The sequence below is a fragment of the Saccharothrix coeruleofusca genome, assembly GCF_014648515.1.
GTDB lineage: Bacteria > Actinomycetota > Actinomycetes > Mycobacteriales > Pseudonocardiaceae > Actinosynnema > Actinosynnema coeruleofuscum.
On record NZ_BMRG01000005.1, the window covers coordinates 211,767 to 237,619 of the forward strand.

40 protein-coding genes are annotated in these 25,853 nt (G+C 69.5%); 37 read left to right on the forward strand and 3 right to left on the reverse strand.

Annotation, left to right across the window (positions count from 1 at the left end; translation table 11 throughout):
• The first annotated feature begins 99 nt into the window (after positions 1-99).
• From tuf to IEZ00_RS16655, 37 genes are all read left to right on the forward strand, one after another.
• Complete coding sequence (tuf, locus tag IEZ00_RS16475) at positions 100-1,293, forward strand: elongation factor Tu (RefSeq protein ID WP_189224139.1); 1,194 nt, start codon at positions 100-102, stop codon at positions 1,291-1,293.
• Between the two features lie 322 nt (positions 1,294-1,615).
• Positions 1,616-1,921 (forward strand): 30S ribosomal protein S10, encoded by a 306-nt coding sequence (gene rpsJ / locus IEZ00_RS16480; RefSeq protein WP_003938093.1) that lies wholly within the window; start codon positions 1,616-1,618, stop codon positions 1,919-1,921.
• 52 nt (positions 1,922-1,973) lie between these two features.
• Positions 1,974-2,624: a 50S ribosomal protein L3 gene (rplC, locus tag IEZ00_RS16485; RefSeq protein WP_189224140.1), complete on the forward strand. Its 651-nt coding sequence runs from the start codon at positions 1,974-1,976 to the stop codon at positions 2,622-2,624.
• Between the two features lie 2 nt (positions 2,625-2,626).
• Positions 2,627-3,319, forward strand: coding sequence for a 50S ribosomal protein L4 (gene rplD, locus IEZ00_RS16490; protein ID WP_189224141.1), 693 nt, complete (start codon positions 2,627-2,629; stop codon positions 3,317-3,319).
• The gene (rplW, locus tag IEZ00_RS16495; RefSeq protein ID WP_189224142.1) at positions 3,316-3,615 is read left to right on the forward strand and encodes a 50S ribosomal protein L23; all 300 of its coding nucleotides are present in this window, start codon (positions 3,316-3,318) and stop codon (positions 3,613-3,615) included. The genes rplD and rplW overlap by 4 nt, the downstream gene beginning before the upstream one ends.
• Before the next feature lie 22 nt (positions 3,616-3,637).
• On the forward strand, positions 3,638-4,471 hold the full coding sequence (gene rplB, locus IEZ00_RS16500; protein WP_189224143.1) for a 50S ribosomal protein L2: 834 nt from the start codon (positions 3,638-3,640) through the stop codon (positions 4,469-4,471).
• A gap of 18 nt (positions 4,472-4,489) precedes the next feature.
• Entirely contained in the window at positions 4,490-4,771 is a 282-nt protein-coding gene (rpsS, locus tag IEZ00_RS16505; RefSeq protein WP_015105260.1) for a 30S ribosomal protein S19, read from the forward strand.
• Between the two features lie 35 nt (positions 4,772-4,806).
• Positions 4,807-5,205: a 50S ribosomal protein L22 gene (rplV, locus tag IEZ00_RS16510; RefSeq protein ID WP_037330377.1), complete on the forward strand. Its 399-nt coding sequence runs from the start codon at positions 4,807-4,809 to the stop codon at positions 5,203-5,205.
• Entirely contained in the window at positions 5,205-6,047 is an 843-nt protein-coding gene (gene rpsC, locus IEZ00_RS16515; RefSeq protein WP_189224144.1) for a 30S ribosomal protein S3, read from the forward strand. The genes rplV and rpsC overlap by 1 nt, the downstream gene beginning before the upstream one ends.
• Before the next feature lie 3 nt (positions 6,048-6,050).
• Positions 6,051-6,470, forward strand: a complete 420-nt coding sequence (gene rplP, locus IEZ00_RS16520; RefSeq protein WP_053715230.1) for a 50S ribosomal protein L16 — start codon at positions 6,051-6,053, stop codon at positions 6,468-6,470.
• Complete coding sequence (rpmC, locus tag IEZ00_RS16525) at positions 6,470-6,718, forward strand: 50S ribosomal protein L29 (RefSeq protein ID WP_189224145.1); 249 nt, start codon at positions 6,470-6,472, stop codon at positions 6,716-6,718. Before rplP ends, rpmC begins: the two co-directional genes overlap by 1 nt.
• Positions 6,715-6,993: a 30S ribosomal protein S17 gene (gene rpsQ, locus IEZ00_RS16530; RefSeq protein ID WP_189224146.1), complete on the forward strand. Its 279-nt coding sequence runs from the start codon at positions 6,715-6,717 to the stop codon at positions 6,991-6,993. Before rpmC ends, rpsQ begins: the two co-directional genes overlap by 4 nt.
• 61 nt (positions 6,994-7,054) lie before the next feature.
• Positions 7,055-7,423 carry a 50S ribosomal protein L14 gene (rplN, locus tag IEZ00_RS16535; protein ID WP_015805282.1) on the forward strand — a complete coding sequence of 123 codons (369 nt, stop codon included), beginning with the start codon at positions 7,055-7,057 and terminating at the stop codon, positions 7,421-7,423.
• The gene (gene rplX / locus IEZ00_RS16540) at positions 7,423-7,737 is read left to right on the forward strand and encodes a 50S ribosomal protein L24 (protein ID WP_121224914.1); all 315 of its coding nucleotides are present in this window, start codon (positions 7,423-7,425) and stop codon (positions 7,735-7,737) included. Before rplN ends, rplX begins: the two co-directional genes overlap by 1 nt.
• A gap of 1 nt (position 7,738) precedes the next feature.
• Positions 7,739-8,302, forward strand: coding sequence for a 50S ribosomal protein L5 (rplE, locus tag IEZ00_RS16545; protein WP_189224147.1), 564 nt, complete (start codon positions 7,739-7,741; stop codon positions 8,300-8,302).
• Positions 8,302-8,487, forward strand: coding sequence for a type Z 30S ribosomal protein S14 (locus tag IEZ00_RS16550; RefSeq protein ID WP_141980309.1), 186 nt, complete (start codon positions 8,302-8,304; stop codon positions 8,485-8,487). Before rplE ends, IEZ00_RS16550 begins: the two co-directional genes overlap by 1 nt.
• 108 nt (positions 8,488-8,595) lie before the next feature.
• Positions 8,596-8,994 (forward strand): 30S ribosomal protein S8, encoded by a 399-nt coding sequence (gene rpsH / locus IEZ00_RS16555; RefSeq protein WP_189224148.1) that lies wholly within the window; start codon positions 8,596-8,598, stop codon positions 8,992-8,994.
• 16 nt (positions 8,995-9,010) lie between these two features.
• The gene (gene rplF / locus IEZ00_RS16560; protein ID WP_189224149.1) at positions 9,011-9,550 is read left to right on the forward strand and encodes a 50S ribosomal protein L6; all 540 of its coding nucleotides are present in this window, start codon (positions 9,011-9,013) and stop codon (positions 9,548-9,550) included.
• Between the two features lies 1 nt (position 9,551).
• Positions 9,552-9,950, forward strand: a complete 399-nt coding sequence (gene rplR, locus IEZ00_RS16565; RefSeq protein ID WP_229795804.1) for a 50S ribosomal protein L18 — start codon at positions 9,552-9,554, stop codon at positions 9,948-9,950.
• Between the two features lie 34 nt (positions 9,951-9,984).
• The gene (gene rpsE / locus IEZ00_RS16570) at positions 9,985-10,593 is read left to right on the forward strand and encodes a 30S ribosomal protein S5 (RefSeq protein WP_189224150.1); all 609 of its coding nucleotides are present in this window, start codon (positions 9,985-9,987) and stop codon (positions 10,591-10,593) included.
• Between the two features lies 1 nt (position 10,594).
• On the forward strand, positions 10,595-10,780 hold the full coding sequence (gene rpmD, locus IEZ00_RS16575; RefSeq protein ID WP_033428588.1) for a 50S ribosomal protein L30: 186 nt from the start codon (positions 10,595-10,597) through the stop codon (positions 10,778-10,780).
• The gene (rplO, locus tag IEZ00_RS16580; RefSeq protein ID WP_189224151.1) at positions 10,777-11,220 is read left to right on the forward strand and encodes a 50S ribosomal protein L15; all 444 of its coding nucleotides are present in this window, start codon (positions 10,777-10,779) and stop codon (positions 11,218-11,220) included. Before rpmD ends, rplO begins: the two co-directional genes overlap by 4 nt.
• A 130-nt stretch (positions 11,221-11,350) precedes the next feature.
• A complete protein-coding gene (locus tag IEZ00_RS16585) occupies positions 11,351-11,959 on the forward strand; it encodes a LysE family translocator (RefSeq protein ID WP_189224152.1) in 609 nt (202 codons plus the stop codon).
• A gap of 224 nt (positions 11,960-12,183) precedes the next feature.
• Positions 12,184-13,491 (forward strand): preprotein translocase subunit SecY, encoded by a 1,308-nt coding sequence (gene secY / locus IEZ00_RS16590; protein ID WP_189224153.1) that lies wholly within the window; start codon positions 12,184-12,186, stop codon positions 13,489-13,491.
• The gene (locus tag IEZ00_RS16595) at positions 13,491-14,048 is read left to right on the forward strand and encodes an adenylate kinase (RefSeq protein ID WP_189224154.1); all 558 of its coding nucleotides are present in this window, start codon (positions 13,491-13,493) and stop codon (positions 14,046-14,048) included. The genes secY and IEZ00_RS16595 overlap by 1 nt, the downstream gene beginning before the upstream one ends.
• A 53-nt stretch (positions 14,049-14,101) precedes the next feature.
• On the forward strand, positions 14,102-14,875 hold the full coding sequence (map, locus tag IEZ00_RS16600) for a type I methionyl aminopeptidase (protein WP_189224155.1): 774 nt from the start codon (positions 14,102-14,104) through the stop codon (positions 14,873-14,875).
• 75 nt (positions 14,876-14,950) lie between these two features.
• Positions 14,951-15,397: a DUF1707 SHOCT-like domain-containing protein gene (locus tag IEZ00_RS16605; RefSeq protein ID WP_189224156.1), complete on the forward strand. Its 447-nt coding sequence runs from the start codon at positions 14,951-14,953 to the stop codon at positions 15,395-15,397.
• Positions 15,394-15,771: a DUF1707 SHOCT-like domain-containing protein gene (locus tag IEZ00_RS16610; RefSeq protein ID WP_189224157.1), complete on the forward strand. Its 378-nt coding sequence runs from the start codon at positions 15,394-15,396 to the stop codon at positions 15,769-15,771. The genes IEZ00_RS16605 and IEZ00_RS16610 overlap by 4 nt, the downstream gene beginning before the upstream one ends.
• A gap of 163 nt (positions 15,772-15,934) precedes the next feature.
• The gene (infA, locus tag IEZ00_RS16615; RefSeq protein WP_005166804.1) at positions 15,935-16,156 is read left to right on the forward strand and encodes a translation initiation factor IF-1; all 222 of its coding nucleotides are present in this window, start codon (positions 15,935-15,937) and stop codon (positions 16,154-16,156) included.
• A 59-nt stretch (positions 16,157-16,215) separates the two neighbouring features.
• On the forward strand, positions 16,216-16,329 hold the full coding sequence (gene rpmJ, locus IEZ00_RS16620) for a 50S ribosomal protein L36 (RefSeq protein ID WP_010148647.1): 114 nt from the start codon (positions 16,216-16,218) through the stop codon (positions 16,327-16,329).
• A gap of 210 nt (positions 16,330-16,539) precedes the next feature.
• Positions 16,540-16,920 (forward strand): 30S ribosomal protein S13, encoded by a 381-nt coding sequence (gene rpsM / locus IEZ00_RS16625; RefSeq protein ID WP_189224158.1) that lies wholly within the window; start codon positions 16,540-16,542, stop codon positions 16,918-16,920.
• Between the two features lie 33 nt (positions 16,921-16,953).
• A complete protein-coding gene (gene rpsK, locus IEZ00_RS16630) occupies positions 16,954-17,361 on the forward strand; it encodes a 30S ribosomal protein S11 (protein WP_033428592.1) in 408 nt (135 codons plus the stop codon).
• Between the two features lie 23 nt (positions 17,362-17,384).
• Complete coding sequence (rpsD, locus tag IEZ00_RS16635) at positions 17,385-17,990, forward strand: 30S ribosomal protein S4 (RefSeq protein ID WP_189224159.1); 606 nt, start codon at positions 17,385-17,387, stop codon at positions 17,988-17,990.
• A 145-nt stretch (positions 17,991-18,135) separates the two neighbouring features.
• Entirely contained in the window at positions 18,136-19,188 is a 1,053-nt protein-coding gene (locus IEZ00_RS16640; RefSeq protein WP_189224160.1) for a DNA-directed RNA polymerase subunit alpha, read from the forward strand.
• A 58-nt stretch (positions 19,189-19,246) separates the two neighbouring features.
• Positions 19,247-19,828 (forward strand): 50S ribosomal protein L17, encoded by a 582-nt coding sequence (rplQ, locus tag IEZ00_RS16645; protein ID WP_189224161.1) that lies wholly within the window; start codon positions 19,247-19,249, stop codon positions 19,826-19,828.
• Between the two features lie 59 nt (positions 19,829-19,887).
• Positions 19,888-20,676 (forward strand): tRNA pseudouridine(38-40) synthase TruA, encoded by a 789-nt coding sequence (truA, locus tag IEZ00_RS16650; RefSeq protein ID WP_189224162.1) that lies wholly within the window; start codon positions 19,888-19,890, stop codon positions 20,674-20,676.
• 53 nt (positions 20,677-20,729) lie between these two features.
• Positions 20,730-21,971 carry an HNH endonuclease signature motif containing protein gene (locus IEZ00_RS16655; RefSeq protein WP_189224163.1) on the forward strand — a complete coding sequence of 414 codons (1,242 nt, stop codon included), beginning with the start codon at positions 20,730-20,732 and terminating at the stop codon, positions 21,969-21,971.
• Here the strand turns inward: IEZ00_RS16655 and IEZ00_RS16660 are convergent.
• The 3 genes from IEZ00_RS16660 to eccE all read right to left on the reverse strand — a co-directional run bounded on the left by IEZ00_RS16660 (position 21,941) and on the right by eccE (position 25,807).
• On the reverse strand, positions 21,941-23,503 hold the full coding sequence (locus IEZ00_RS16660) for a S8 family peptidase (RefSeq protein WP_189224164.1): 1,563 nt from the start codon (positions 23,501-23,503) through the stop codon (positions 21,941-21,943). The two genes, IEZ00_RS16655 and IEZ00_RS16660, sit on opposite strands and share 31 nt — an antisense overlap.
• A 241-nt stretch (positions 23,504-23,744) precedes the next feature.
• The gene (locus tag IEZ00_RS16665) at positions 23,745-24,473 is read right to left on the reverse strand and encodes a hypothetical protein (protein WP_189224165.1); all 729 of its coding nucleotides are present in this window, start codon (positions 24,471-24,473) and stop codon (positions 23,745-23,747) included.
• Entirely contained in the window at positions 24,470-25,807 is a 1,338-nt protein-coding gene (gene eccE / locus IEZ00_RS16670) for a type VII secretion protein EccE (protein ID WP_189224166.1), read from the reverse strand. The genes IEZ00_RS16665 and eccE overlap by 4 nt, the downstream gene beginning before the upstream one ends.
• Positions 25,808-25,853: the final 46 nt, after the last annotated feature.

Here is a 25,853-nt window from a genome sequence, read left to right on the forward strand (position 1 = left end):
GGTCTCTCGTCCCTGGGGTCCGCAAAACCCTGACGTGACGCCCGGCGGGTGGCCGACCACCCGCCGGGCACAGCACCAGAAGTCCAGGAGGACAATCCAGTGGCGAAGGCGAAGTTCGAGCGGACGAAGCCGCACGTCAACATCGGCACCATCGGTCACATCGACCACGGCAAGACGACGCTGACCGCGGCGATCTCCAAGGTCCTGCACGACAAGTACCCGGACCTGAACCCCTTCACGCCGTTCGACCAGATCGACAAGGCGCCGGAGGAGAAGCAGCGCGGCATCACCATCTCGATCGCGCACATCGAGTACCAGACCGACAAGCGCCACTACGCGCACGTCGACTGCCCCGGTCACGCCGACTACATCAAGAACATGATCACCGGTGCGGCGCAGATGGACGGCGCCATCCTGGTGGTCGCGGCGACCGACGGCCCGATGCCGCAGACCAAGGAGCACGTCCTCCTGGCCCGCCAGGTCGGTGTGCCCTACATCGTGGTGGCCCTGAACAAGGCCGACATGGTGGACGACGAGGAGATCCTGGAGCTCGTCGAGCTCGAGGTCCGCGAGCTGCTCTCCGAGTACGAGTTCCCCGGTGACGACCTGCCCGTCGTCCGCGTCTCCGCGCTGAAGGCGCTGGAGGGCGACGCCGAGTGGGGCGAGAAGCTCATCGGCCTGATGGACGCCGTGGACGAGAACATCCCGGAGCCGGAGCGCGAGGTCGACCGGCCGTTCCTGATGCCGGTCGAGGACGTCTTCACCATCACCGGCCGCGGCACCGTGGTCACCGGCCGCATCGAGCGCGGCATCATCAAGGTCAACGAGGAAGTCGAGATCGTCGGCATCAAGGACCAGTCGCGCAAGACGACTGTCACCTCGATCGAGATGTTCAAGAAGTTCCTCGACGAGGGCCAGGCGGGCGACAACGCCGCCCTGCTGCTGCGCGGCATCAAGCGCGAGGAGGTGGAGCGCGGCATGGTGATCGTGAAGCCGGGCACCACCACCCCGCACACCGAGTTCGAGGCGCAGGTCTACATCCTGTCCAAGGACGAGGGCGGCCGCCACACGCCGTTCTTCAACAACTACCGCCCGCAGTTCTACTTCCGCACCACCGACGTGACCGGCGTGGTGACCCTCCCCGAGGGCACCGAGATGGTCATGCCGGGCGACACCACCTCCATGTCCGTGAAGCTGATCCAGCCGATCGCGATGGACGAGGGCCTGCGGTTCGCCATCCGCGAGGGTGGCCGCACCGTCGGCGCGGGCTCGGTCACCAAGATCATCAAGTGATCTAGCTCTACAACTCCACCCCGGATTTGGCGCACGCGCTGGCGTGTGCGACCATTGACGGGTTGCTCGTCGGGGCGGCCGGTTCGAGTTCGGAACTCGGCCGCCCCGCCACGAGCGGGGTTTGGCAAGACAATCCCACAAGCTGCATCAGTGGGACTGGTCTGTGCGGGCGGCGCGACACGCCCGACCGCGTGGACCGGGCACCGTGACACCGCTCGGTGTCAGTCCTGAATAGGGGGCGGAGCGCGCCGGGGGTACCCAGTTGCCCCGCCAGAGGCACCGCACCGCGGCGGTACTACAAGCAGAGGAACGGCAAGCCATCATGGCGGGACAGAAGATCCGCATCCGGCTCAAGGCCTACGACCACGAGGCGATCGACGCGTCCGCGCGCAAGATCGTCGAGACCGTGACGCGCACCGGCGCTCGGGTCGTCGGGCCTGTGCCGCTGCCCACTGAGAAGAACGTTTACTGCGTCATCCGCTCGCCGCACAAGTACAAGGACTCGCGCGAGCACTTCGAGATGCGCACGCACAAGCGTCTGATCGACATCCTCGACCCGACGCCGAAGACGGTGGACGCGCTCATGCGCATCGACCTGCCGGCGAGCGTCGACGTCAACATCCAGTAAGCGTTGGACGCGGCAGTGTTGATCCCATTTGGGGCGGAGAGCAAAGAGACCCATGTCTGACAGGCAGGTAAAGGGCCTCCTGGGCACCAAGCTCGGCATGACTCAGGTCTTCGACGAGAACAACCGGATCGTCCCGGTGACCGTCGTCAAGGCCGAGCCGAACGTGGTCACCCAGGTTCGGACCCAGGAGAACGACGGCTACTCGGCCGTGCAGCTGGCCTTCGGCGCGATCGACCCGCGCAAGGTCAACAAGCCCGTTGCGGGCCACTTCGCCAAGGCGGGCGTCACGCCCCGCCGTCACCTGGCGGAGCTGCGCACCACGGACGCCGCCGAGTACCAGGTCGGCCAGGAAGTCACCGCTGAGGTGTTCGAGGCCGGCGCGGTTGTCGACGTGGTCGGCACCAGCAAGGGCAAGGGCACCGCGGGTGTCATGAAGCGCCACGGCTTCGGCGGCCTCGGGGCCAGCCACGGCACGCAGCGCAAGCACCGCTCGCCCGGCTCCATCGGCGGGTGCGCCACGCCCGGCCGCGTGTTCAAGGGCCTGCGCATGGCGGGTCGCATGGGCCACGTGCGCGTGACCACCCAGAACCTCAAGGTGCACAAGGTCGACGCCGAGTCGGGCCTGCTGCTCATCAAGGGCGCGGTTCCCGGTCCCAAGGGCGGCCTCGTGTTCGTCAAGACCGCTGCGAAGGGTGGTGCCTGATCATGACCTCCGTTGAGGTCCGCACCCCGGACGGCAAGACCGACGGCACCGTCGAGCTGCCCGCCGCCGTCTTCGACGCCCAGGCCAACGTCGCGCTGCTGCACCAGGTCGTCGTGGCCCAGCAGGCCGCGGCCCGCCAGGGCACGCACAAGGCGAAGACCCGCGGCGAGGTCTCCGGCGGCGGCAAGAAGCCCTACCGCCAGAAGGGCACCGGCCGCGCCCGCCAGGGCTCGACCCGCGCCCCGCAGTTCGCGGGCGGCGGCACCGTGCACGGTCCCGTGCCGCGCGACTACAGCCAGCGCACCCCCAAGAAGATGAAGGCCGCCGCCCTGCGCGGTGCCCTCTCCGACCGGGCGCGCGCGGGCCAGGTGCACGTGGTGAGCGGCTTCGTCGAGGGCGACGCCCCGTCGACCAAGACCGCCCGCAAGGTGCTGGAGTCGGTCACGCAGGCCCGCCGCGTGCTGGCCGTGCTGCTGCGCACCGACGAGGTCTCGTGGGTCAGCCTGCGCAACCTGCCGCACGTGCACATCATCGCCCCCGACCAGCTGAACACCTACGACGTGCTGGTCAACGACGACGTGGTGTTCACCAAGGACGCACTGGACGTGTTCCTGGCGAGCAAGGCCCAGCAGGGCAAGGGCTCCGCCGAGGCCACCGCCACGTCGTCCGCAGTGGACGAGGAGGCCGCGAAGTGATCCCCGACCACAGGGACGTCCTGCTCGCACCGGTCATCTCCGAGAAGTCCTACGGGCTGCTCGAGGAGAACAAGTACACCTTCGTGGTGGCGCCGGGCGCGAACAAGACCCAGATCAAGATTGCCGTGGAGAAGGTCTTCGGCGTCAAGGTCGTCAGCGTCAACACGATCAACCGCCAGGGCAAGCGCAAGCGCACCCGGACGGGCTTCGGCAAGCGCAAGGACACCAAGCGCGCCATCGTGACGCTGTCCGCCGAGAGCAAGCCGATCGAGATCTTCGGCGGCCCGGCCGCCTGATGACGACGAGGACTGCGTAGAGATGGGCATTCGCAAGTACAAGCCGACGACCCCCGGTCGTCGCGGTGCGAGCGTCTCCGACTTCGCCGAGATCACTCGGTCGACGCCGGAGAAGTCGCTGATCCGCCCGCTGCACGGCCGCGGTGGCCGCAACGCGTCGGGCAAGATCACGACGCGGCACAAGGGTGGCGGTCACAAGCGGGCCTACCGCCTGATCGACTTCCGCCGCACCGACAAGGACGGCGTGCCCGCCAAGGTCGCGCACATCGAGTACGACCCCAACCGCACGGCGCGCATCGCGCTGCTGCACTACGCCGACGGCGAGAAGCGCTACATCATCGCGCCGTCGAAGCTGCAGCAGGGTGACCGGATCGAGAACGGCCCCAAGGCCGACATCAAGCCGGGCAACAACCTGCCGCTGCGCAACATCCCGGTCGGCACCGTGATCCACGCGATCGAGCTCCGCCCCGGCGGCGGCGCCAAGATCGCCCGCTCGGCCGGTGCCAGCGTCCAGCTCGTCGCCAAGGACGGCCCCTACGCCCAGCTGCGGATGCCCTCGGGCGAGATCCGCAACGTGGACGTGCGCTGCCGCGCCACGGTCGGCGAGGTCGGCAACGCCGAGCACCAGAACATCAACTGGGGCAAGGCGGGCCGCATGCGGTGGAAGGGCAAGAAGCCCACCGTCCGCGGTGTCGCCATGAACCCGGTCGACCACCCCCACGGCGGTGGTGAGGGCAAGACCTCCGGTGGTCGCCACCCGGTCAACCCGGCTGGTAAGCCCGAAGGCCGCACCCGCCGCCGCAAGGCAAGCGACAAGCTCATCGTCCGGCGTCGTCGCACCGGTAAGAAGCGCTGAGCAGGGAGGGAGTGAAGGATGCCTCGCAGCCTTAAGAAGGGCCCCTTCGTGGACGACCACCTGCTCAAGAAGGTGGACGTCCTCAACGAGTCGGGCAAGAAGACCGTCATCAAGACCTGGTCCCGCCGGTCGACGATCATCCCCGACATGCTGGGCCACACGATCGCGGTGCACGACGGCCGCAAGCACGTGCCGGTGTTCGTGACGGAGGCGATGGTCGGGCACAAGCTCGGCGAGTTCGCCCCGACCCGCACGTTCAAGGGTCACATCAAGGACGACCGGAAGTCGCGCCGCCGCTAGGCGACGAACTAGGAAAAGAGCAAGGGGAAGCAGCGATGAACGCCCGCAACGAAGCCGAAGCGCCGGAGTACCCGCGCGCCGTGGCTCGGGCTCGCTACGTCCGCGACACGCCCATGAAGGTGCGCCGCGTCGTCGAGCTCATCAGGGGTCGTAGCGCCAGCGAGGCCCTGGCCGTGCTCCAGTTCGCGCCGCAGGCGGCAAGTGAGCCGGTCCGCAAGGTGCTCGCGAGCGCCGTGGCCAACGCCGAGAACAACCTGTCCCTCGACCCGGACACCCTGTGGGTGTCCAAGGTCTACGTGGACGAGGGTCCGACCCTCAAGCGGTTCCGCCCGCGGGCCCAGGGCCGCGCGTACCGGATCCGCAAGCGGACGAGCCACATCACCGTCGAGGTGGAGTCGCGTCCGAAGAAGACCAGCGCGAAGGGGAACCGGTAGTGGGCCAGAAGATCAACCCGCACGGCTTCCGGCTGGGGATCACCACCGACTGGAAGTCCCGCTGGTACGCCGACAAGCAGTACGCCGAGTACGTGGCCGAGGATGTCAAGATCCGCAAGCTGCTCTCGCGTGGCATGGAGCGTGCCGGCATTTCCAAGGTGGAGATCGAGCGCACCCGCGACCGGGTCCGCGTCGACATCCACACCGCCCGGCCGGGCATCGTCATCGGCCGCCGCGGCGCCGAGGCCGACCGCATCCGCGGTGAGCTGGAGAAGCTCACCAAGAAGCAGGTGCAGCTGAACATCCTCGAGGTCAAGAGCCCCGAGTCGGACGCCCAGCTCGTCGCGCAGGGCGTGGCCGAGCAGCTGTCCAACCGCGTCGCCTTCCGCCGCGCGATGCGCAAGGCCATCCAGTCGGCCATGCGCTCGCCGCAGGTCAAGGGCATCCGCGTGCAGTGCGGTGGTCGTCTCGGCGGCGCCGAGATGTCCCGCTCGGAGCACTACCGCGACGGCCGCGTGCCGCTGCACACGCTGCGCGCCGACATCGACTACGGCTTCTTCGAGGCCCGCACCACGTTCGGCCGGATCGGCGTGAAGGTGTGGATCTACAAGGGTGACGTGGTCGGCGGCCTCAGCGCCAAGCGCGAGCGCGACGCCGCCCCGGCGCCCGACCGCGGCGCCCCGCGCCGCGACCGCGGCGACCGCCCGAACCGCGCCCGTCGCTCCGGTGCCAGCGGCACCACCGCGACCAGCACCGAGGCGGGTCGGGCCGCCCAGAGCGACCAGACGACCGGCGACGTTGCCACCGACAACGCCCCGGCCGTCGCGAAGACGGAGGGCTGAGTAGTGCTCATCCCGCGCAGGGTCAAGCACCGCAAGCAGCACCACCCCGGCCGGTCCGGTGCTGCCAAGGGCGGCACGAGGGTCACCTTCGGCGAGTACGGCATCCAGGCACTGGAGCCCGCCTACGTGACCAACCGGCAGATCGAGTCGGCTCGTATCGCCATCACCAGGCACATCCGCCGTGGTGGCAAGGTCTGGATCAACATCTTCCCGGACCGCCCGCTGACCAAGAAGCCCGCCGAGACCCGCATGGGTTCGGGTAAGGGTTCGCCGGAGTGGTGGGTCGCCAACATCAAGCCGGGCCGCGTGCTCTTCGAGATGAGCTTCCCGAACGAGGCGGTGGCCCGCGAGGCGCTGCGTCGCGCGATCCACAAGCTCCCGATGAAGTGCCGCATCGTTACGCGTGAGGGTGGTGAGTTCTGATGGCAGCGGGTACCACCGCTTCCGAGCTGCGTGAGCTCACCGAGGAAGAGCTCGTGCTGCGCCTGAGGGAGGCGAAGGAGGAGCTGTTCAACCTCCGCTTCCAGATGGCCACCGGGCAGCTGGACAACAACCGCCGCCTGCGCACGGTCCGGAACGAGATCGCCCGGATCTACACCGTGATGCGGGAGCGGGAGCTGGGTCTCTCCGCCTCCCCGGACGCGGTTTCCACTGGTGAGGGTGCGGCATGACCGAGAGCAACGAAGTGACTGAGACTCGAAACGACCGCAAGGTCCGCGAGGGCTACGTCGTGTCCGACAAGATGGACAAGACGATCGTGGTGGCGGTCGAGGACCGCAAGAAGCACCGCCGCTACTCCAAGGTCATGCGCTCCACCACCAAGGTGAAGGCGCACGACGAGCAGAACACCGCCGGTGTCGGCGACCGCGTCCTGCTGATGGAGACCCGGCCGCTGTCGGCCACCAAGCGCTGGCGCCTCGTCGAGATCCTCGAAAAGGCCAAGTAGTTCAGACCGAGCCCGTCAGGTCGGAAATCTGGCGGGCCAGGAATGGTCAGGAGACAGGTAAGTGATCCAGCAGGAGTCGCGGCTGCGCGTCGCCGACAACACCGGTGCGAAGGAGATCCTCTGCATCCGTGTTCTCGGTGGCTCGGGCCGCCGCTACGCGGGCATCGGGGACATCATCGTCGCCACGGTGAAGCAGGCCATCCCCGGCGCCGGTGTGAAGAAGGGTGACGTCGTCAAGGCGGTCGTCGTCCGCACCGTCAAGGAGAAGCGCCGTCCCGACGGCTCTTACATCCGGTTCGACGAGAACGCCGCGGTGCTCATCAAGAACGACAACGAGCCGCGGGGCACCCGCATCTTCGGCCCGGTCGGTCGTGAGCTGCGCGACAAGAAGTTCATGAAGATCATCTCGTTGGCGCCGGAGGTGCTCTGATGAAGGTGAAGAAGGGCGACACCGTCGTCGTTATCGCCGGCAAGGACAAGGGCGCGCGCGGCAAGGTCATCCAGGCCTACCCCGCCGAGAACCGCGTCCTGGTCGAAGGCGTCAACCGCATCAAGAAGCACACCCGGATCACGCAGACCCAGCGCGGCGCGCAGTCGGGCGGCATCGTGACCCAGGAGGCGCCCATCCACGTGTCCAACGTGATGGTGGTCGACTCCGACGGCAAGCCGACCCGTGTGGGCTACCGGACGAACGACGAGGGCAAGCGGGTCCGCATTTCCCGTCGCAACGGGAAGGACATCTGAGATGACGACCGCAGAGAAGATCGCGCCGCGGCTGAAGACCCGCTACCGCGAGGAGATCGTGGCCGAGCTGCGCAAGCAGTTCGACTACGCGAACGTGATGCAGATCCCCGGCGTCGTGAAGGTTGTCGTCAACATGGGCGTCGGCGACGCCGCCCGTGACGGCAAGCTGATCGAGGGCGCCGTTCGGGACCTGTCCATCATCACCGGCCAGCGCCCCGAGGTCCGTCGGGCCCGCAAGTCCATCGCGCAGTTCAAGCTGCGCGAGGGCATGCCCATCGGTGCGCGCGTGACGCTGCGCGGCGACCGCATGTGGGAGTTCCTGGACCGGCTGCTGACCATCGCGCTGCCCCGCATCCGCGACTTCCGCGGCCTGTCGGGCAAGCAGTTCGACGGCAACGGGAACTACACGTTCGGCCTCAACGAGCAGTCGATGTTCCACGAGATCGACCCGGACGCCATCGACCGCCCGCGCGGCATGGACATCACGGTCGTCACCACCGCCACCAACGACGAGGAGGGCCGGGCGCTGCTCAAGCACCTGGGCTTCCCGTTCAAGGAGAACTGATGGCCAAGAAGGCGCTGATCAACAAGGCCGCGGCCAAGCCGAAGTTCAAGGTGCGGGCCTACACCCGCTGCCAGCGCTGCGGGCGCCCGCACTCGGTGTTCCGCAAGTTCGGCCTGTGCCGGATCTGCCTCCGCGAGATGGCCCACCGGGGCGAGCTGCCCGGTGTGAACAAGTCCAGCTGGTAGTACCGGCTCGGCGGCAGGTTTTTCAAAATCCACTTCGCTGTAGGCCCGCTCACGACCGATCCGGACCCTGACTGGGGAACCGCAGCGAGAAAGGTTGACCAGGTCACCATGACGATGACCGACCCGATCGCAGACATGCTGACGCGTCTGCGGAACGCGAACTCGGCTTACCACGACAAGGTCGTGATGCCGCACTCCAAGCTGAAGGCCAACATCGCCGAGATCCTCAAGCGCGAGGGTTACATCGCGGGCTACCGCGACGAGCAGGGCGACGTGGCCAAGAACCTGGTCATCGAGCTGAAGTACGGCCCGAACCGGGAGCGCAGCATCGCCGGCCTGCGCCGCGTGTCCAAGCCCGGTCTGCGGGTGTACGCGAAGTCGACCAACCTGCCGAAGGTGCTCGGCGGTCTGGGCGTGGCGATCATCTCGACCTCTGGCGGTCTGCTGACCGACCGCCAGGCCAACAAGCAGGGCGTGGGCGGAGAAGTCCTCGCCTACGTCTGGTGAGGAAGGGGGACTAGGCATGTCGCGCATCGGAAAGCTGCCGATCACCGTCCCCGCCGGGGTCGACGTGAACATCGCCGGCCGGGACGTCAGCGTGAAGGGCCCGAAGGGCACCCTGTCGCTGACGATCGCCGAGCCGATCATCATCGAGAAGGCCGAGGACGGCACTCTCGAGGTCAAGCGCCCGAACGACGAGCGTCGCAGCCGTTCGCTGCACGGGTTGTCCCGCACGCTGGTGCAGAACATGGTCATCGGCGTGACCCAGGGCTACGAGAAGAAGATGGAGATCCACGGCGTCGGCTACCGCGTGGCGCTCAAGGGCTCCGACCTGGAGTTCGCGCTGGGCTACAGCCACCCGGTGAAGGTCGAGGCCCCCGAGGGCATCACCTTCGCGGTGGAGACCCCCACCAGGTTCTCCGTCTCCGGCATCGACAAGCAGCTCGTCGGCGAGGTCGCCGCCAACATCCGCAAGCTGCGCAAGCCCGACCCGTACAAGGGCAAGGGCGTGCGTTACGCGGGCGAGAAGATCCGCCGCAAGGTCGGAAAGACGGGTAAGTGACATGAGCGAGACTGCAACGAAGCGCAAGCCGGTGGGCAAGGACATCTCGACCACTCGCCGCATCGCCAAGACCCGCCGTCACTTCCGCCTCCGCAAGAAGGTCAGCGGCACTCCCGAGCGCCCGCGCCTGGTGGTGCACCGCTCGTCGAAGCACATCACCGTGCAGATCATCGACGACCTGGCCGGTCACACGCTGGCCGCGGCGTCCTCCGTCGAGGCGGACGTCCGCGCGGTCGAGGGCGACAAGAAGGCCAAGGCCGCGAAGGTCGGCCAGCTGGCCGCCGCCCGCGCCAAGGAAGCGGGCATCAGCAAGGTCGTGTTCGACCGCGGTGGCAACGCCTACCACGGCCGGATCGCGGCTCTGGCCGACGCCGCTCGCGAGGCGGGGCTGGAGTTCTGACAATGATCATCACTGGAATTGAGAGGGACGCCTGATGCCAGGACGCACGCGTCGCGAAGGCGGCGGGGGCGAGCGCGGAGAGCGTCGCGACCGTCGTGACGGCGGCCGCGGCGGCGCGGCCCAGGAGAAGACCCCGCACCTGGAGCGCGTGGTTGCCATCAACCGCGTCTCCAAGGTCGTGAAGGGTGGTCGTCGGTTCAGCTTCACCGCCCTGGTCGTGGTCGGCGACGGCGACGGCATGGTCGGCGTCGGCTACGGCAAGGCCAAGGAAGTGCCCGCGGCCATCGCCAAGGGTGTGGAGGAGGCGAAGAAGAACTTCTTCCGCGTCCCCCGCATCGCGGGCACGATCCCTCACCCGGTGCAGGGCGAGAAGGCGGCGGGCGTCGTCCTGCTGCGCCCGGCCTCGGCCGGTACCGGTGTCATCGCCGGTGGTGCGGTCCGCGCGGTGCTGGAGTGCGCCGGTGTCCACGACGTGCTGAGCAAGTCGCTGGGCTCGGACAACGCCATCAACATCGTGCACGCCACCGTGGAGGCCCTGAAGGGCCTGCAGCGTCCGGAGGAGGTCGCGGCGCGTCGCGGCCTGCCGCTGGAGGACGTGGCCCCCGTCGGCATGCTCCGCGCTCGCGCGGGCCAGGGGGTGTGACGTGGCGCAGCTCAAGGTGACCCAGGTCAAGAGCAGCATCGGTACCAAGCACAACCACCGGGAGTCCCTGCGGACCCTGGGGTTGCGCAAGATCCGCCAGTCGGTGGTCCGTGAGGACACGCCGCAGGTGCGCGGCCTGATCCACGCCGTGCGCCACCTGGTGGTCGTCGAGGAGGTCCAGTCGTGACCATCAAGATCCACCACCTGCGTCCGGCCCCCGGCGCCAAGACCGCGAAGACCCGCGTGGGTCGCGGTGAGGGCTCCAAGGGCAAGACCGCGGGTCGCGGTACCAAGGGCACCGGAGCGCGGAAGAACGTCTCGCCGCGCTTCGAGGGTGGCCAGATGCCGCTGCACATGCGGCTGCCGAAGCTGAAGGGCTTCCGCAACCCGTTCCGCACCGAGTACCAGGTCGTCAACGTCGGCGACATCGCGCGGGTCTTCCCCGACGGTGGCCGCGTCGACGTCGAGGCCCTGGTCAAGGCGGGCCTGGTCCGCAAGGGCCAGCTCGTCAAGGTGCTGGGCAACGGCGACCTCGCGGGCGTCAAGCTGGAGGTCGTCGCCAACAAGTTCTCGGGCAGCGCGGTGGAGAAGATCGCCGCCGCCGGTGGCACCACCACCGTGCTCTGAGTTCACGGCACGTCCGAAAGGGCCCCGGAGCACCCGCTCCGGGGCCCTTTCGACGTTCCGCGCGCCCACGAGTTGAGACGTGTTCTCGCAGGGCGTAAATCCGCTTGGGCGGCGGGTTAGCGTTCCTGGCATGTGGCTCGTGGTCTTCTTCGGCGCCGCCGTCCTGGTGGCACTCACGCCTGGCGCCAACAACCTGCTGGGGATGCACCACGCGGTGCGGCACGGCCCCGCGCGGGCCGCCACGGCCCTCCTGGGGCGCTTGGCGGCCTTCTCCCTGATGGTGGCGGCGGTGGTGGCCGGGCTGGGTCCGCTGCTGGCCGCCTCCCAGGTGGCGCTGACCGTCATCAAGTGGCTCGGCGTCGCCTACCTGGTCTACCTCGGCGTGCGCATCCTGCTGTCCGCCAGGACCGCCGCGGACTCCGGGGACGAGGCGCCACCAGCGGGTTCCCCGCTGCGCAAGGAGTTCATGGTGGCCATCACCAACCCCAAGGCGCTGCTCATCTTCACCGCCTTCGTGCCCCAGTTCGTCGACCCGGACCGGGGGCCGGTGGCCGCCCAGCTCGCCCTGCTCGGCGCGGTCTACCTGGTCGCCGAGGCGCTGGCGGGGACCGGCTACGTGGTGGTCGGCGCGGTGATCCGGGCGGTCCGGCTCAGCGGGCGCGCGCGGCGCGGGCTGGACCGGGGGACCGGTGTGCTGCTGCTGGGCATGGCGGGTCTGCTGGCGACCAGCCGAACTTGATCCGTTCGGCGGATTGCGAACATGAAAGCCCGAACGGGTGTGAACGGACAACGGTGACTGGCTACGGCGATGAGGCCCTTGGCTGTTAAAGTCGCGGGCTGAACCCGGATGTCCTCCGGGTCGATCGCGGTTACCCGCCGCGAACGATGCCACCGTGCCGGCAACACTGCCGGTACCGCACGGATGCCGACCCCTCGCGGGCGGCAACGCTTCAGGAGGTTCGCGTGCTCGGCGCATTCCGCTCGGCTCTCGCGACGCCGGACCTGCGCAAGAAGATCCTCTTCACACTGGGGATCGTCGTGGTGTACCGGTTGGGCGCGACCATGCCCGCGCCGGGCGTCTCCTTCGTGAACGTCAAAAAGTGCGTCGAGCAGGTCGACCAGCAGGGCATCTACTCGCTGATCAACCTGTTCAGCGGCGGTGCGCTGCTGAACCTCTCGATCTTCGCGCTGGGCATCATGCCCTACATCACCGCCAGCATCATCATCCAGCTCCTCACCGTGGTCATCCCCCGGTTCGAGCAGCTGAAGAAGGAAGGCCAGGCGGGCCAGGGCAAGCTCACCCAGTACACGCGCTACCTGACGATCGCGCTCGCGGTCCTGCAGTCCACCGGCATCATCGCGCTGGCCGTGCGCGGCCAGCTGTTCCAGAACTGCGACGTCCCCGTCATCCCCGACGACAGCATCTTCTCCCTGGTCGTCCTGGTCATCGCGATGACCGCGGGCACCAGCGTGATCATGTGGCTCGGTGAGATCATCACCGAGAAGGGGATCGGCAACGGCATGTCGCTGCTGATCTTCACCGGCATCGCGGCCCGCATCCCGGCCGAGGGCCAGATCATCCTCAGCCGCGGCGGCCTGACCTTCTTCCTGGTCTGCGTGGCGGCTCTGCTGATCATCGCCAGCGTCATCTACGTGGAGCAGGCCCAGCGCCGCATCCCGGTCCAGTACGCCAAGCGCATGATCGGCCGCCGGATGTACGGCGGCACGTCGACCTACCTGCCGCTGAAGGTGAACCAGGCCGGTGTCATCCCGGTCATCTTCGCCTCGTCGCTGCTGTACCTGCCCGACCTCATCTCCCGGCTGACCGCCTCCACCGACGGCACGCCGAGCTGGTGGGAGACCTTCGTGCAGACGCACCTGGTGTCGCAGTCCAGCCCGGTGCACATCTCGCTGTACTTCCTGCTGATCGTCTTCTTCACCTACTTCTACGTCGGCATCACGTTCAACCCGGACGAGCGCGCCGACGAGATGAAGAAGTTCGGTGGGTTCATCCCCGGCATCCGACCGGGGCGGCCCACCGCCGAGTACCTCCGCTTCGTCCTGGGGCGGATCACGCTGCCCGGCTCGCTCTACCTCGGCATCGTGGCGATCCTGCCGAACCTGTTCCTCGACCTGACCGGTCAGGGCCAGAACCAGAACTTCCCGTTCGGCGGCACCGCCGTGCTGATCATGGTCGGTGTCGGCCTCGACACCGTGAAGCAGATCGAGAGCCAGCTCATGCAGCGCAATTACGAAGGGTTCCTCCGCTAGTGCGACTCGTTCTCGTCGGCCCGCCCGGAGCGGGCAAGGGCACCCAGGCCGCGATCCTCCGGGACAAGCTGGGCGTGCCGCACATCTCCACCGGGGACCTCTTCCGCGCCCACATCAGCCAGCAGACCGAGCTCGGCAAGGAGGTCCAGGAGTACCTGGACTCCGGCGAGCTGGTGCCCGACGCGGTCACCAACGAGATGGTCCGGACCCGCCTGGCCGAGGCGGACGCCGCGGGCGGCTTCCTGCTCGACGGCTTCCCCCGCAACGTCGCCCAGGCGGGCGTGCTGGGCGAGATCCTGGCCCAGCACGGCCACCGGCTCGACGCGGTCCTGGAGTTCCGCATCCCCGAGGACGTGGTGGTCGAGCGCCTGCTGGCCCGCGGCCGCACCGACGACAAGGAGGAGGTGATCCGGCACCGGCAGCAGGTCTACCGCACGGAGACCGCGCCCCTGCTGGACCACTACTCCGACATCGTGCTGACCATCGACGCGGTCGGCGAGGTCGACGAGATCAGCGAGCGCGCGCTCACGGCGCTGCGCGCGCTTGGCGAGAAGTGACCGGAGGACTGCTCGATGCTGTTCGCCGTGTCGTGCCGGGCGGTCGCGACCGCATGATCGAGATCAAGAGCCGCGGCCAGCTGGAGGCCATGCGGGCCGCAGGCCTGGTCGTGGCCAAGGCGCTGACCCTGATGGCAGGCCACGCCAAGGCAGGGGTCAGCACCGCCGAGCTGGACGAGCTGGCCGAGCAGACCATCCGCGACGCGGGCGCGATCCCGTCGTTCAAGGGCTACCACGGCTTCCCGGCCAGCATCTGCGCGTCGGTCAACGAGCAGGTGGTCCACGGCATCCCCAGCCGCACGCAGGTGCTCGCCGAGGGTGACCTGGTCTCCATCGACTGCGGGGCCATCCTGGACGGCTGGCACGGCGACTCGGCCATCACCCTGCCCGTGGGGACGGTGACCGAGGCCGAGCTGAAGCTGTCCGAGGCCACCCGCGAGTCGATGCTCGCGGGCATCGAGGCCGCCGTGCCCGGCGCGCGGCTGACCGACATCTCGTTCGCCATCGAGTCGGCCACCATCGCGGCGGGCGAGCGCGACGGCGTCGAGTACGGCATCGTCGACGGCTACGGCGGCCACGGCATCGGCACCAAGATGCACATGGACCCGTTCCTGCCGAACTACGGCAAGCCCGGCAAGGGCCCGAGGCTCAAGGTCGGCATGGCCATCGCCATCGAGCCGATGCTGACCCTGGGCAGCGAGCGCACGGTCGAGCTGGACGACGGCTGGACCGTCATCACCGCCGACGGCTCGCGCGCCGCCCACTGGGAGCACAGCGTGGCCATCACCGACGACGGCCCCTGGGTGCTCACCGCGCCGGAGGCGTGACCCGGACACCAGGTGCAGTCCCATCCGGGGGCTAGCCCCATGTCCGCCGGGCCCTGGCTGGGTCACCATGGGGTGGTGACCCAGCCTGTGCGGCCCGAGGACATCCGGGCCTCAGACGTCGAACGGGAGCTGGTGCAGCAGCGACTGCACGGGGCGCACGCCGACGGCCGACTCGACCTCGCGGAGTTCGACGCCCGAGTGGTGCGCACCTGGCAGGCCAAGACCCGCGGCGAGCTGGCCGCCCTGGTGGCCGACCTGCCCGAGACGCCACTGGCGGGCCCCCTGACGGCGCCGGTGCCCGCTTCCGCCGCCGAACCCGTGGTAACCACCCGATCGGGTGGTCGGACCGCCCTGCGGGTGCTCACCGCGATCTGGCTGAGCGTGAGCGCGCTGAACTTCGCCATCTGGCTGCTGGTGAGCCTGCTGGGCGGTGGGGGTCTGGTGTACCCGTGGTTCCTGTGGGTCGCCCTGCCCAGCGGGTCCGTGCTGGGCGCGGTCTGGTTGGCCACCAAGCCGCGGTGAGCGGGTTCGAGCGGGCGGTGGAGCGCGACCGGGCGGCGGTCGCCGAGGAGCTGCGCCGGGCACTGGCCGAGGGGCGCATCACCCGAGCGGAGTACGACCAGCGTGTCGCCGTCGTCCCGACCGCCGCCTCCTACGCCGAGTTGGCGGCTTTGGTCGCCGATCTGCCCACGGACGTCCCGGCGCGGGCGGCCGAGCGCCCCCGCAGGCGGGTGCTGCGGGCGTTCACGCTGCTCTGGCTGGTCGCGAGCGTGGTCAACCTCGCGGTGTGGGGTGTCATCGCCCTGGTCGACGAGCCCCCGTACCCCTGGTGGCTGTGGGTGGCGGGCCCTTGGGGCGTGCTGCTGCTGGCGGCCCGATTTGGGCGTTCGGGCTGAGGTGCGTACTATGGAACGGTGGCGCACGTCGCGCCGGTTCCGTCATGCGCATGCGTAGGCAAGCCTTCCGCGGGTGACACGGGGTTCGCAAGGGCCTCCCAGGAGTCGGGGTGCCGCGTGCCCGCGAATCCGGAAGCACCCACCGTCACGAAACGCGGAGGACATGGGCAAGAAGGACGGGGCCATTGAGGTCGAGGGCCGCGTAGTCGAGCCGCTCCCCAACGCGATGTTCCGCGTCGAGTTGGAGAACGGGCACAAGGTCCTGGCACACATCAGCGGCAAGATGCGTCAGCACTACATCCGCATCCTCCCAGAGGACCGGGTTGTCGTGGAGCTCTCGCCCTACGACCTGTCCCGCGGGCGCATCGTCTACCGCTACAAGTGACCTCCACGGTGCCGGGGGCAGCCGCCCCTGGCACTCGGTTGAAGCAGGAGAGCTCAGGCGTGAAGGTCCAGCCGAGCGTCAAGAAGATCTGCGACAAGTGCAAGGTGATCCGCCGCCACGGCCGGGTCATGGTGATCTGCGAGAACCTGCGCCACAAGCAGCGCCAGGGCTGAGCAGGGCACTAGTCGCGGAGGCTTCGCCGACGCAGACGTGAAGCAAGTCTCCTCGCACCTGCCCAGCCCACCGGCTGGGCCTACCCCCGGACTCCAGGCCGGGGCCGGGACACCGCGCCGCGAGAGCGGCCGGAACGACACAGCGAGTCGGTCTCGGAACCGGGCGAGGAGCAGACCTGGAGCGACACCACCGTTAGGAGCAAGCGCCGTATGGCACGACTCGCTGGCGTCGACCTCCCCCGCGACAAGCGGATGGAGATCGCGCTCACCTACATCTTCGGCATCGGCCGCACCCGGTCCAAGGAGCTGCTGACCGCCACTGGCGTCAGCCCCGACCTCCGGGTGAGGGACTTGAGCGACGACGACCTCGCCAAGCTGAGGGACTACGTCGAGAACAACTTCAAGGTCGAGGGTGACCTCCGCCGCGAGGTTCAGGCCGACATCCGTCGCAAGATGGAGATCGGCACCTACCAGGGCCTGCGCCACCGTCGCAACCTGCCCGTCCGCGGGCAGCGCACGAAGACGAACGCGCGCACCCGCAAGGGTCCGAAGAAGACCGTGGCGGGCAAGAAGAAGGCCGGCAAGAAGTAAGACCTCGCGTACCCAAGTAGGAGATCACCCAGAATGCCACCCAAGTCCCGCCAGGGCGCCGGGGTCAAGAAGGTCCGGCGCAAGGAGAAGAAGAACGTCTCCCACGGCCAGGCCCACATCAAGAGCACGTTCAACAACACCATCGTGTCCATCACGGACCCGATGGGCAACGTGATCAGCTGGGCTTCCGCAGGCCACGTCGGTTTCAAGGGCTCCCGCAAGTCGACGCCCTTCGCCGCCCAGATGGCCGCCGAGAACGCCGCCCGCAAGGCCGCCGAGCACGGCATGCGCAAGGTGGACGTGTTCGTGAAGGGCCCCGGCTCCGGCCGGGAGACCGCGATCCGTTCGCTGCAGGCCGCAGGCCTCGAGGTCGGCACCATCCAGGACGTGACCCCGCAGCCCCACAACGGCTGCCGCCCGCCCAAGCGGCGCCGGGTCTGAGGCACGGGGAGGAGTAAGAACACATGGCTCGCTACACCGGACCGGCCACCCGCATCTCGCGGCGCCTCAAGGTCGACCTCGTCGGCGGGGACCAGGCGTTCGAGCGCCGTCCCTACCCGCCCGGCCAGCACGGCCGCGGTCGGATCAAGGAGTCGGAGTACCTGCTCCAGCTCCAGGAGAAGCAGAAGGCCCGCTACACCTACGGCGTGCTGGAGAAGCAGTTCCGCCGGTACTACGAGGAAGCGGTCCGCCGCACCGGCAAGACCGGTGAGAACCTGCTGCAGATCCTGGAGTCCCGCCTGGACAACGTGGTGTACCGCGCGGGTCTCGCGCGCACCCGCCGCCAGGCGCGCCAGCTCGTCAGCCACGGGCACTTCCTGGTCAACGGCCAGAAGGTGAACATCCCCAGCTACCGGGTGTCGAAGTTCGACATCATCGACGTCAAGCCGAAGTCGCTGCCGACGCTGCCCTTCGAGGCCGCCCGCGCGTCCTTCGGTGAGCGGCCGATCCCGGCCTGGCTGCAGGTGGTCCCGTCGACCCTGCGGATCCTGGTGCACCAGCTCCCGGAGCGGGCGCAGATCGACACGCCCGTGACCGAGCAGCTCATCGTCGAGCTCTACTCGAAGTGATCCTCCTGGAGGGGCCGCCGCCGGTGGCCCCTCCAGTCGGGTCCCGCGGCGGCACGAAGGGTGTGCCGCACGCGTTCGCCGGTCTCCGCGACCGGTGTTCTGACGACGTCATATGGCGGGCGTCGTGTAGGAGAGGAAGAACCCAGTGCTGATTTCCCAGCGCCCCTCGCTCAGCGAGGAAGCGGTCAACGAGACCCGCTCCCGGTTCGTCATCGAGCCGCTGGAGCCGGGCTTCGGCTACACCCTCGGCAACTCCATCCGCCGCACCCTGCTGTCGTCCATCCCCGGCGCGGCCGTGACCAGCATCCGCATCGACGGTGTGCTGCACGAGTTCACGACCGTCCCCGGTGTGAAGGAAGACGTCACCGACATCATCCTCAACCTCAAGGAGCTGGTCGTCAGCTCCGAGGAGGACGAGCCGGTGACCATGTACCTGCGCAAGCAGGGGCCCGGTGCGGTGACCGCAGGCGACATCGTGCCCCCGGCTGGTGTCACCGTGCACAACCCCGACCTGCACATCGCGACCCTGAACGGCAAGGGCAAGCTGGAGATCGAGCTCGTGGTCGAGCGCGGTCGCGGCTACGTCCCGGCCGTGCAGAACAAGCAGGCGGGCGCCGAGATCGGCCGCATCCCCGTCGACTCGATCTACTCGCCCGTCATGAAGGTGACCTACAAGGTCGAGGCCACCCGTGTCGAGCAGCGGACCGACTTCGACAAGCTGATCCTCGACGTGGAGACCAAGCCCTCGATCACGCCGCGTGACGCGGTGGCGTCGGCGGGCAAGACCCTGGTGGAGCTGTTCGGTCTCGCCCGCGAGCTGAACGTCGACGCCGAGGGCATCGAGATCGGCCCCTCGCCCGCCGAGGCGGACACCATCGCGGCGTTCGCGATGCCGATCGAGGACCTGGACCTCACCGTCCGGTCCTACAACTGCCTCAAGCGCGAGGGCATCCACACGGTGGGCGAGCTGGTCTCGCGCAGCGAGGCGGACCTGCTGGACATCCGCAACTTCGGCGCCAAGTCGATCGACGAGGTCAAGATGAAGCTCGTCGGCCTCGGCCTCGCGCTCAAGGACAGCCCCCCTGGGTTCGACCCGTCGGCTGCCGCGTCCGACTACCCCGCCGAGGGCTGGGGTGCGGACACGGGCGTGGACTCCCACGACGACGGCCAGGACTACGCGGAGACCGAGCAGCTCTGAGGCCGCTTAGCGGCCGGGCCGGAGCAGAGGATCAGAAAGCAATCCGAGGAGCAATTCGATGCCCACCCCCACCAAGGGACCCCGTCTCGGTGGCTCGCCGGCCCACGAGCGGCTCATGCTGGCCAACCTGGCCACGTCGCTGTTCACCCACGGTCGGATCACCACGACCGAGGCGAAGGCGAAGCGGCTGCGCCCGTACGCCGAGAAGCTGATCAGCAAGGCCAAGGTCGGTGACCTGCACAACCGTCGCGAGATCATGAAGGTGATCCGCGACAAGGACGTCGTGCACAAGCTGATCGCCGAGATCGGTCCGTTCTTCAGCGACCGCCAGGGCGGCTACACCCGCATCACCAAGACGCTGCCGCGCAAGGGCGACAACGCCCCCATGGCCGTGATCGAGCTGGTGCAGGAGAAGACGGTCACCTCCGAGGCCGAGCGCGCCCGCAAGACCAAGTTCGCCAAGGACGAGGCGCCCAAGGCGGCTGAGGCCACCGAGGAGACCAAGTCCGAGGAGGTCGTCGACCAGGACGCCGAGGCGCCCGAGTCGGCCACCAAGGACGCCACCGACGAGCCCGCCGAGGGTGCCGACGACGAGTCCGCCGAGCCCACCAAGGCCGAGGACAAGAAGGACGAGTCCTGACGGACGAGTACTTCGCCGACGAGCCCGCCGCTCCCCTCGGGGACGGCGGGCTCGTCCGTGTGCGTTTGGACCTGGCCTACGACGGCACCGACTTCTCGGGTTGGGCGCGTCAGCCCGGTCGTCGCACGGTGTGCGGGGTGCTGGAGGACACCATGTCCACGGTGCTGCGCGAGGACGTGACGCTCACGGTGGCGGGCCGCACGGACGCGGGCGTGCACGCCGCGGGCCAGGTGGCGCACGTCGACCTGCCGTCCTCGGTGGACGTCGAGGGGCTGCCGAAGCGGTTGGCGCGGGCTCTGCCCCCCGACGTGCGGGTGTTCGCCGCGCGAGTGGTGCCCGCCGCGTTCGACGCCCGGTTCTCTGCGTTGCGCAGGCACTACGAGTACCGCGTCTCCGACGCCCCGCACGGTGCGCACCCGCTGCGGCGCCTGGACACCCTGTCCTGGCCGCGCCCGCTGGACCTGACCGCGTTGAACGAGGCTTCCGCGCTGCTGCTGGGCGAGCACGACTTCTGCGCCTTCTGCCGTCGCAGGGAGGGTGCCACGACCATCCGCGAACTGCAGCGGCTGGAGTGGGCACGTGACGGCGATGTGCTGACCGCTTTCGTCTCAGCGGACGCGTTCTGCCACTCGATGGTGCGCAGTCTGGTGGGTGCCCTGCTGGCCGTCGGGGAGGGCCGCAAGCAGCCTTCCTGGCCGGCGTCGCTGCTGTCGCTGACGGCGCGTTCCAGCCAGGTGACGGTGGCCCCACCGCACGGCCTGTCGTTGGTCCGGGTCGACTACCCGGCCGACGACGAGCTGGCCGCGCGCGCGGAAGTCACGAGAAACGTTCGGGTGAAGACGATCTAGCACCAGTCGTTCGAGTGACGACTTCGAACCACGGTTCGAATACCGTCGCGATCATGACATCACTCCCCGCACTGCTGTCCGACAACGAGGTCCTCGCCGCCTTCTCGGAGGTCGAGGCCGCCATGCGATCGCTGCACCGCCGCCGCCTCGACCTGCTGGCCGAAGTGCTGCGGCGCGGCCTGGACGTCGAATCCTGCCGCCGGGCCGTCCGCGTCGACTCGGCGGTGATGAAGCGCTGGATCACGCAGGTGAAGTGGTTCCTGCCCGGACGAAGTCCGACCGGGCAGCCGCTGGGGTCTGCGCATCCGGCGGTCTCGGCGGCGCTGGCGGAGCTGTCCGAGGAGCACCTGGTGGAGCTGTCGCGGGCCATCAGGCGGCGGCTGCCGCAGGGCGCCGAAGAGGCATTGGTGCGGACCGCGGTGTCGGCGGAGCCCAAGGCGGTCAAGGAGTTGGCCCGCCGCCTCCGCGACCGCGCCGCGTCCACGGTCGGCCAGGGTGACGTGCTGCGCCTGCGGAACCTGGCCGACGGCAGGCTGGAGTTGCGGGGCAGGCTGTCGGTGGAGGCGGGAGCGGAGTTCCGCGCCGCGCTGGAGCCGCTGTCCCGGCCACGCGCGGGCGACACGCGACCACTGGCCCAGCGCCAAGGGGAGGCGTTCGGTGAACTGCTGGGCCTGGCGCTGCGGTCCGCCGAGCTGCCGTCGGAGGCGGGGGAGCGCCCGCACGTGAACATCACCCTCGACTACGCCGCGCTGCGCCGGGGCGTGGGACGCGCGGCACTGGACGGCGGGCGGCAGCTGTCGGCCGCGCAGGTGCGCCGGATCGCGTGTGACGCGAAGGTGGTGCCGGTGGTCCTCGGCGGCCGATCGGAAGTGCTCGACGTCGGGCGCGCCAAGCGGGTGCTGACCCTGGCCCAGCGCAGGGCGCTGCACGTCCGCGATGGCGGCTGCGCGTTCCCCGGTTGTGATCGTCCGCCGAAGTGGTGCGAGGTCCACCACGTGGTCCACTGGGTCGACGGCGGCCAGACCGACGTGGCGAACCTGGTGCTGTTGTGCAAGAAGCACCACGCGCTGGCGCACGGCTCGCAGTGGCGGATCGTCATGGACGGCGGGGTGCCGTTCTTCGTGCCCCCGCGCCAGGAGGGCCCGCGACGGCACCCGCGACGCGCCCCCGGCCGTCGGACGCCGGTCATCGGGGCGCGACACGCACGGCGGCCCCCACCGCGCAGGATGGGGGCCGCCGGAAGCGCGCTACCTCACAGAGGAGCTCAGAGGTCGAGGGTCCAGCTGTCGATGTAGCCGGTGTCCTGGTTGTACCAGTCGCGGACCCGCAGCTGCCAGTTGCCGTTGGCGTCCTCGGTGGACAGGTTCACCGTGTAGGTGGCATCCAGGTTGTCCGTGCCGTCCGAACCCGACTGGGCCCTGAGCTGGCGCACCGCGCCGCTCGGGGTGACCAGGTGCACGGACAGGTCACCGCGGTAGGTGTGCTTGACGTGCACCTCGATGGTGACCGCCGTGCTCGCCTTGCCCGCGCAGTCGGTCACCGCGATGGTGCTGACACCAGTCCCCAGGTCGGGCACGGCCACGTCGGCGTCGTTGGTCTTGGCCGGGCAGCCGATGGGCTGCGGGCCGGTGCCCCCGACCACGCGCAGCAGCTTGTTCGGCGAGCCGTTGCCGGGGCTGGTCACCACGTCCGAGGTGGCCCCGTCCACCAGGCCGTCGCGGACCTGCTGCGGGGTCGCGGTCGGGTTGGCGGCCAGGAACAGCGCCGCGGCGCCGACCACGTGCGGGGTCGCCATCGAGGTGCCGCTGATGGTGTTGGTGGCCGTGTCGCCGGTGTGCCACGCGGAGGTGATGTTCGAACCGGGCGCGAAGATGTCGAGGCAGGTGCCGATGTTGGAGAACGACGAGCGGGCGTCGGTGTTGGTGGTGGAGCCGACCGTGATCGCCTCCGGGGTGCGGGCGGGTGAGAACCCGCAGGCGTCCGCGCCGCTGCTGTTGCCACCCGCGAGGCCGTAGGTCACGCCCGAGGCGATGGAGTTGCGCACCGCCTGGTCGACCGTGGCGTCCGCCCCGCCGCCGAGGCTCATGTTGGCCACGGCGGGCTTGACCGCGTTGGCGGTGACCCAGTCGATGCCCGCGATGACACCCGCGTAGGTGCCGGAGCCGGAGCAGTTCAGCACCCGGACGCCGACCAGCTTCACCTTCTTGGCCACGCCGTAGGTGCTGCCGCCGACGGTGCCCGCCACGTGCGTGCCGTGGCCGTTGCAGTCGGTGGAGTCGTCGTCGTTGTCCACGGTGTCGCGGCCGGAGCTGGCGCGGCCCGCGAAGTCGCTGTGGGAGAACCGGATGCCCGTGTCGATGATGTAGGCGGTGACGCCCTCACCCTCGTTCGGATAGGTGTAGGAGTTGTCCAGCGGCAGCGCGGCCTGGTCGATGCGGTCCAGACCCCATGAGGGGGTCGGCGCCTGTGTGGCGGAGATGCTGACCTCGGCGTCCTGCTGGACGTAGGCCACCGCCGGGTCCGCGGCCAGCTTGCGGGCCTGCGCTTCGGACATGGTGGCCGAGAAGCCGTGGAGGGCGCGCGTGTAGGTGTGCTTGACCGTCGCCTGGTATTTGGCGCTCAACGAACTGGCGCTGGCGGTGCTGACGTCCTTGAGCACCACGATGTAGCTGTCCTTGACCGCCTTCTCCGTACCCAGGCCGCGGATTTCGCCCTCGGCGGCGGAGGAGGTGAAGGTGGTCAGCGCGGCGGTGACCGCGAAGGCCGTGCCGGTGGCCAGCCCGACACCGGCCAGCCGTCTCGTCCAGGAAGTGCGAAGTTCTGCCATAGCGGAGGTCTCCTCTTCGCAGGGTCTGCGCCGGTGGTGCAGCCCCGAACCCCCGGTCGCGTGACTCGTTCTTAGTTAGCTCCGCAGGTGGCGCGCAACGATTTGCGCGGACAATGCGGCATTCGGCTCCTCAACAGTTTTTGTTCGCGCTGTCAACGAAGTGCTTCGGTGGACGCCTGGACGGGCGCAAAGAAACGTGCCCCGGACCGGGGTCCGGGGCACGATCTTGCGGTGGTGGTCTTCAGTCGCCTCGGCGCACCGCGCCCAGGATCTGCTGCTCTCCCGGTGTGGTCACCAACCGCAGCGGGCGCCACAGGTTGGCGCCCAGCGCGATCACCTGGTCGTCCTTGAGCGTGGTCAGCTGGTGGGCCATCTGGGGCGGCAGCCGCCAGATCTGGCTCGCCAGCTGGGCCTGGCCGACCGGCAGGCGCTGGAGCAGCACCAGGTCGGCGGAGTTCGCCGTGGCCGCCGCCTGCGGGTGCAGGTAGGGCAGCACGTACATGGTGGTCTGCCACGGCGAGCGCGGCGGGAACAGCTCCTGCGGCACGTGGCCGCCGTCGTGCACGACCAGCAGCGGGCTGTCCTCGGACGGTCGGGGCAGCTCCACCGGGCTGAGCCTGCGCAGCTGCACCAGCGGCGAGGGACGCCCGTCCGGGCCCGCGCCCGCCGCCCGCACCACCGGCTGCCACGCGGCGGGGCGGCCGGTGGCGATGGTGATCCACGCGCCGGTCGCCATGGCGCGCAGCGCGATCTGGCGGGCCAGGTACAGGCCGCCGACCACGACCATGCGGGTCGGTGTGGAGCGCAGCACCGAGATGGTCAGTGGCTCGCCCTGCAGTCCGGAGCCGAGCACCATGCCGCCGCGGTCGCCCGACGGGCTGACCACGTCCAGCAGTTGCGGGTCGACCAGGAACTCGGGGGCGACGCCCTTGTTGTGGCCCTGCGCGTCCATCAGGCGGGAGGCGCTCATGCCACACCTCCCAGCGGCAGCGTGGCGGCCAGGCCGGAGACCTGCAGGCCGTTGAGCGGGGTCAGGGTGATGTCCAGCTTGTCCGCCAGCGCCTTGAGCCGGTCGTCGGCGCGGTCCAGCTCGGTGGGGGTGCGGGCGCTGACCCGCACCAGTCCGCGCAGGCCGACCTGGCCCTGCTCGCCGCTGGGGGAGATGGACATCGCCAGCGTGGAGGACAGCGCGCGCACGCCGGTGAGGGCGTTGAGGTTGTTGCGCATGCCCTTGGCGGGCCAGCCGGTGATCGCGTAGCTGGCGTGCCCGACGCCGCCCGCGGTCACCCCGGACCACTTCTCCCGCAGCGACACCGCCTTGTTCGAGCCTGCCACGGAGGTCAGCTCGGCCGCGGAGATGCCCGCGCGGATGAGCTCGTCGGAGTCCAGCGGCCGGATCGACACGCCCGCGGACTCCAGGGCGTTGCGCACCCGCGACAGGGCGCCGATCAGGGCGCGGTGCGCGCCCACCACGCCGCCGCCGCGCTCGCGGATCGCCGCGGCGCAGCGCCGGGGGTCCAGCCGCACCGCGATCCACGTGGTGCGCCGCGCCGCCGCGGGCAGCGGGCCGAGCACTTCCAGGTACGAGTTGAGCGCGGGCGAGTTCGAGGGCAGCGCCGCGCTGCCGGGGTAGCAGTGCCAGATCACCGAGATGGCGTCGAGCACCACGCCGCGGTCCTCCAGGCACGGCGCGAGGGCGCCCAGGGGCAGGCTCGGCGCGCTGCCGACCGCGTTGATCAGGCCGGGCGCCGGGTCGACCAGCAGCACGGCGGTCCACGCGCCCTGGTGCCAGGCCATGCCCAGCGGCCTGCGCTCGTGGTCCACGCCCTTGGCCACCACCAGGTCCGGCACGGCCAGCCGCAGCAGCGCCACCCGCGGGTCGTCCGGGCCGATCACGGAGGCGTCCTCCTCCGACGGCGGCTTCATCTCCACCGGGCCCGCGCTCTTGGCGGTGCGGCTGTGGGAGCGGAAGTTGTAGCGGACCACCAGGGTGATCCACTGGGTCAGCCAGCGGCCCCTGGACCGGGTGAACGCCAGGATCAACGCGATCAGCACGATGCCGCCCGCGATGTACAGCGGCACGGGCGCGATGGAGTCGCCGGTCGCGCCGACCGCTATCAGGATCAGCGCTATCGCGACACCGGTTTCCAGGACGACCAGGTTCGCGACGGGCAGCGCGCCGAGGCTGGCCCCGGCGGTGCGCCTGCGGGCCCGCAGCGCGGCGGCGCGCACCGCGCCCGCGGCGGCTTGGGCGCGCGCCATCGCGGGGTTGGGCTGGCCAGGGTGTGGGGTGGTGACGGCCATACCGATTCGGTCTCTTTCCCCTCGGTGTTCGGTGCGCCTCGGGCGG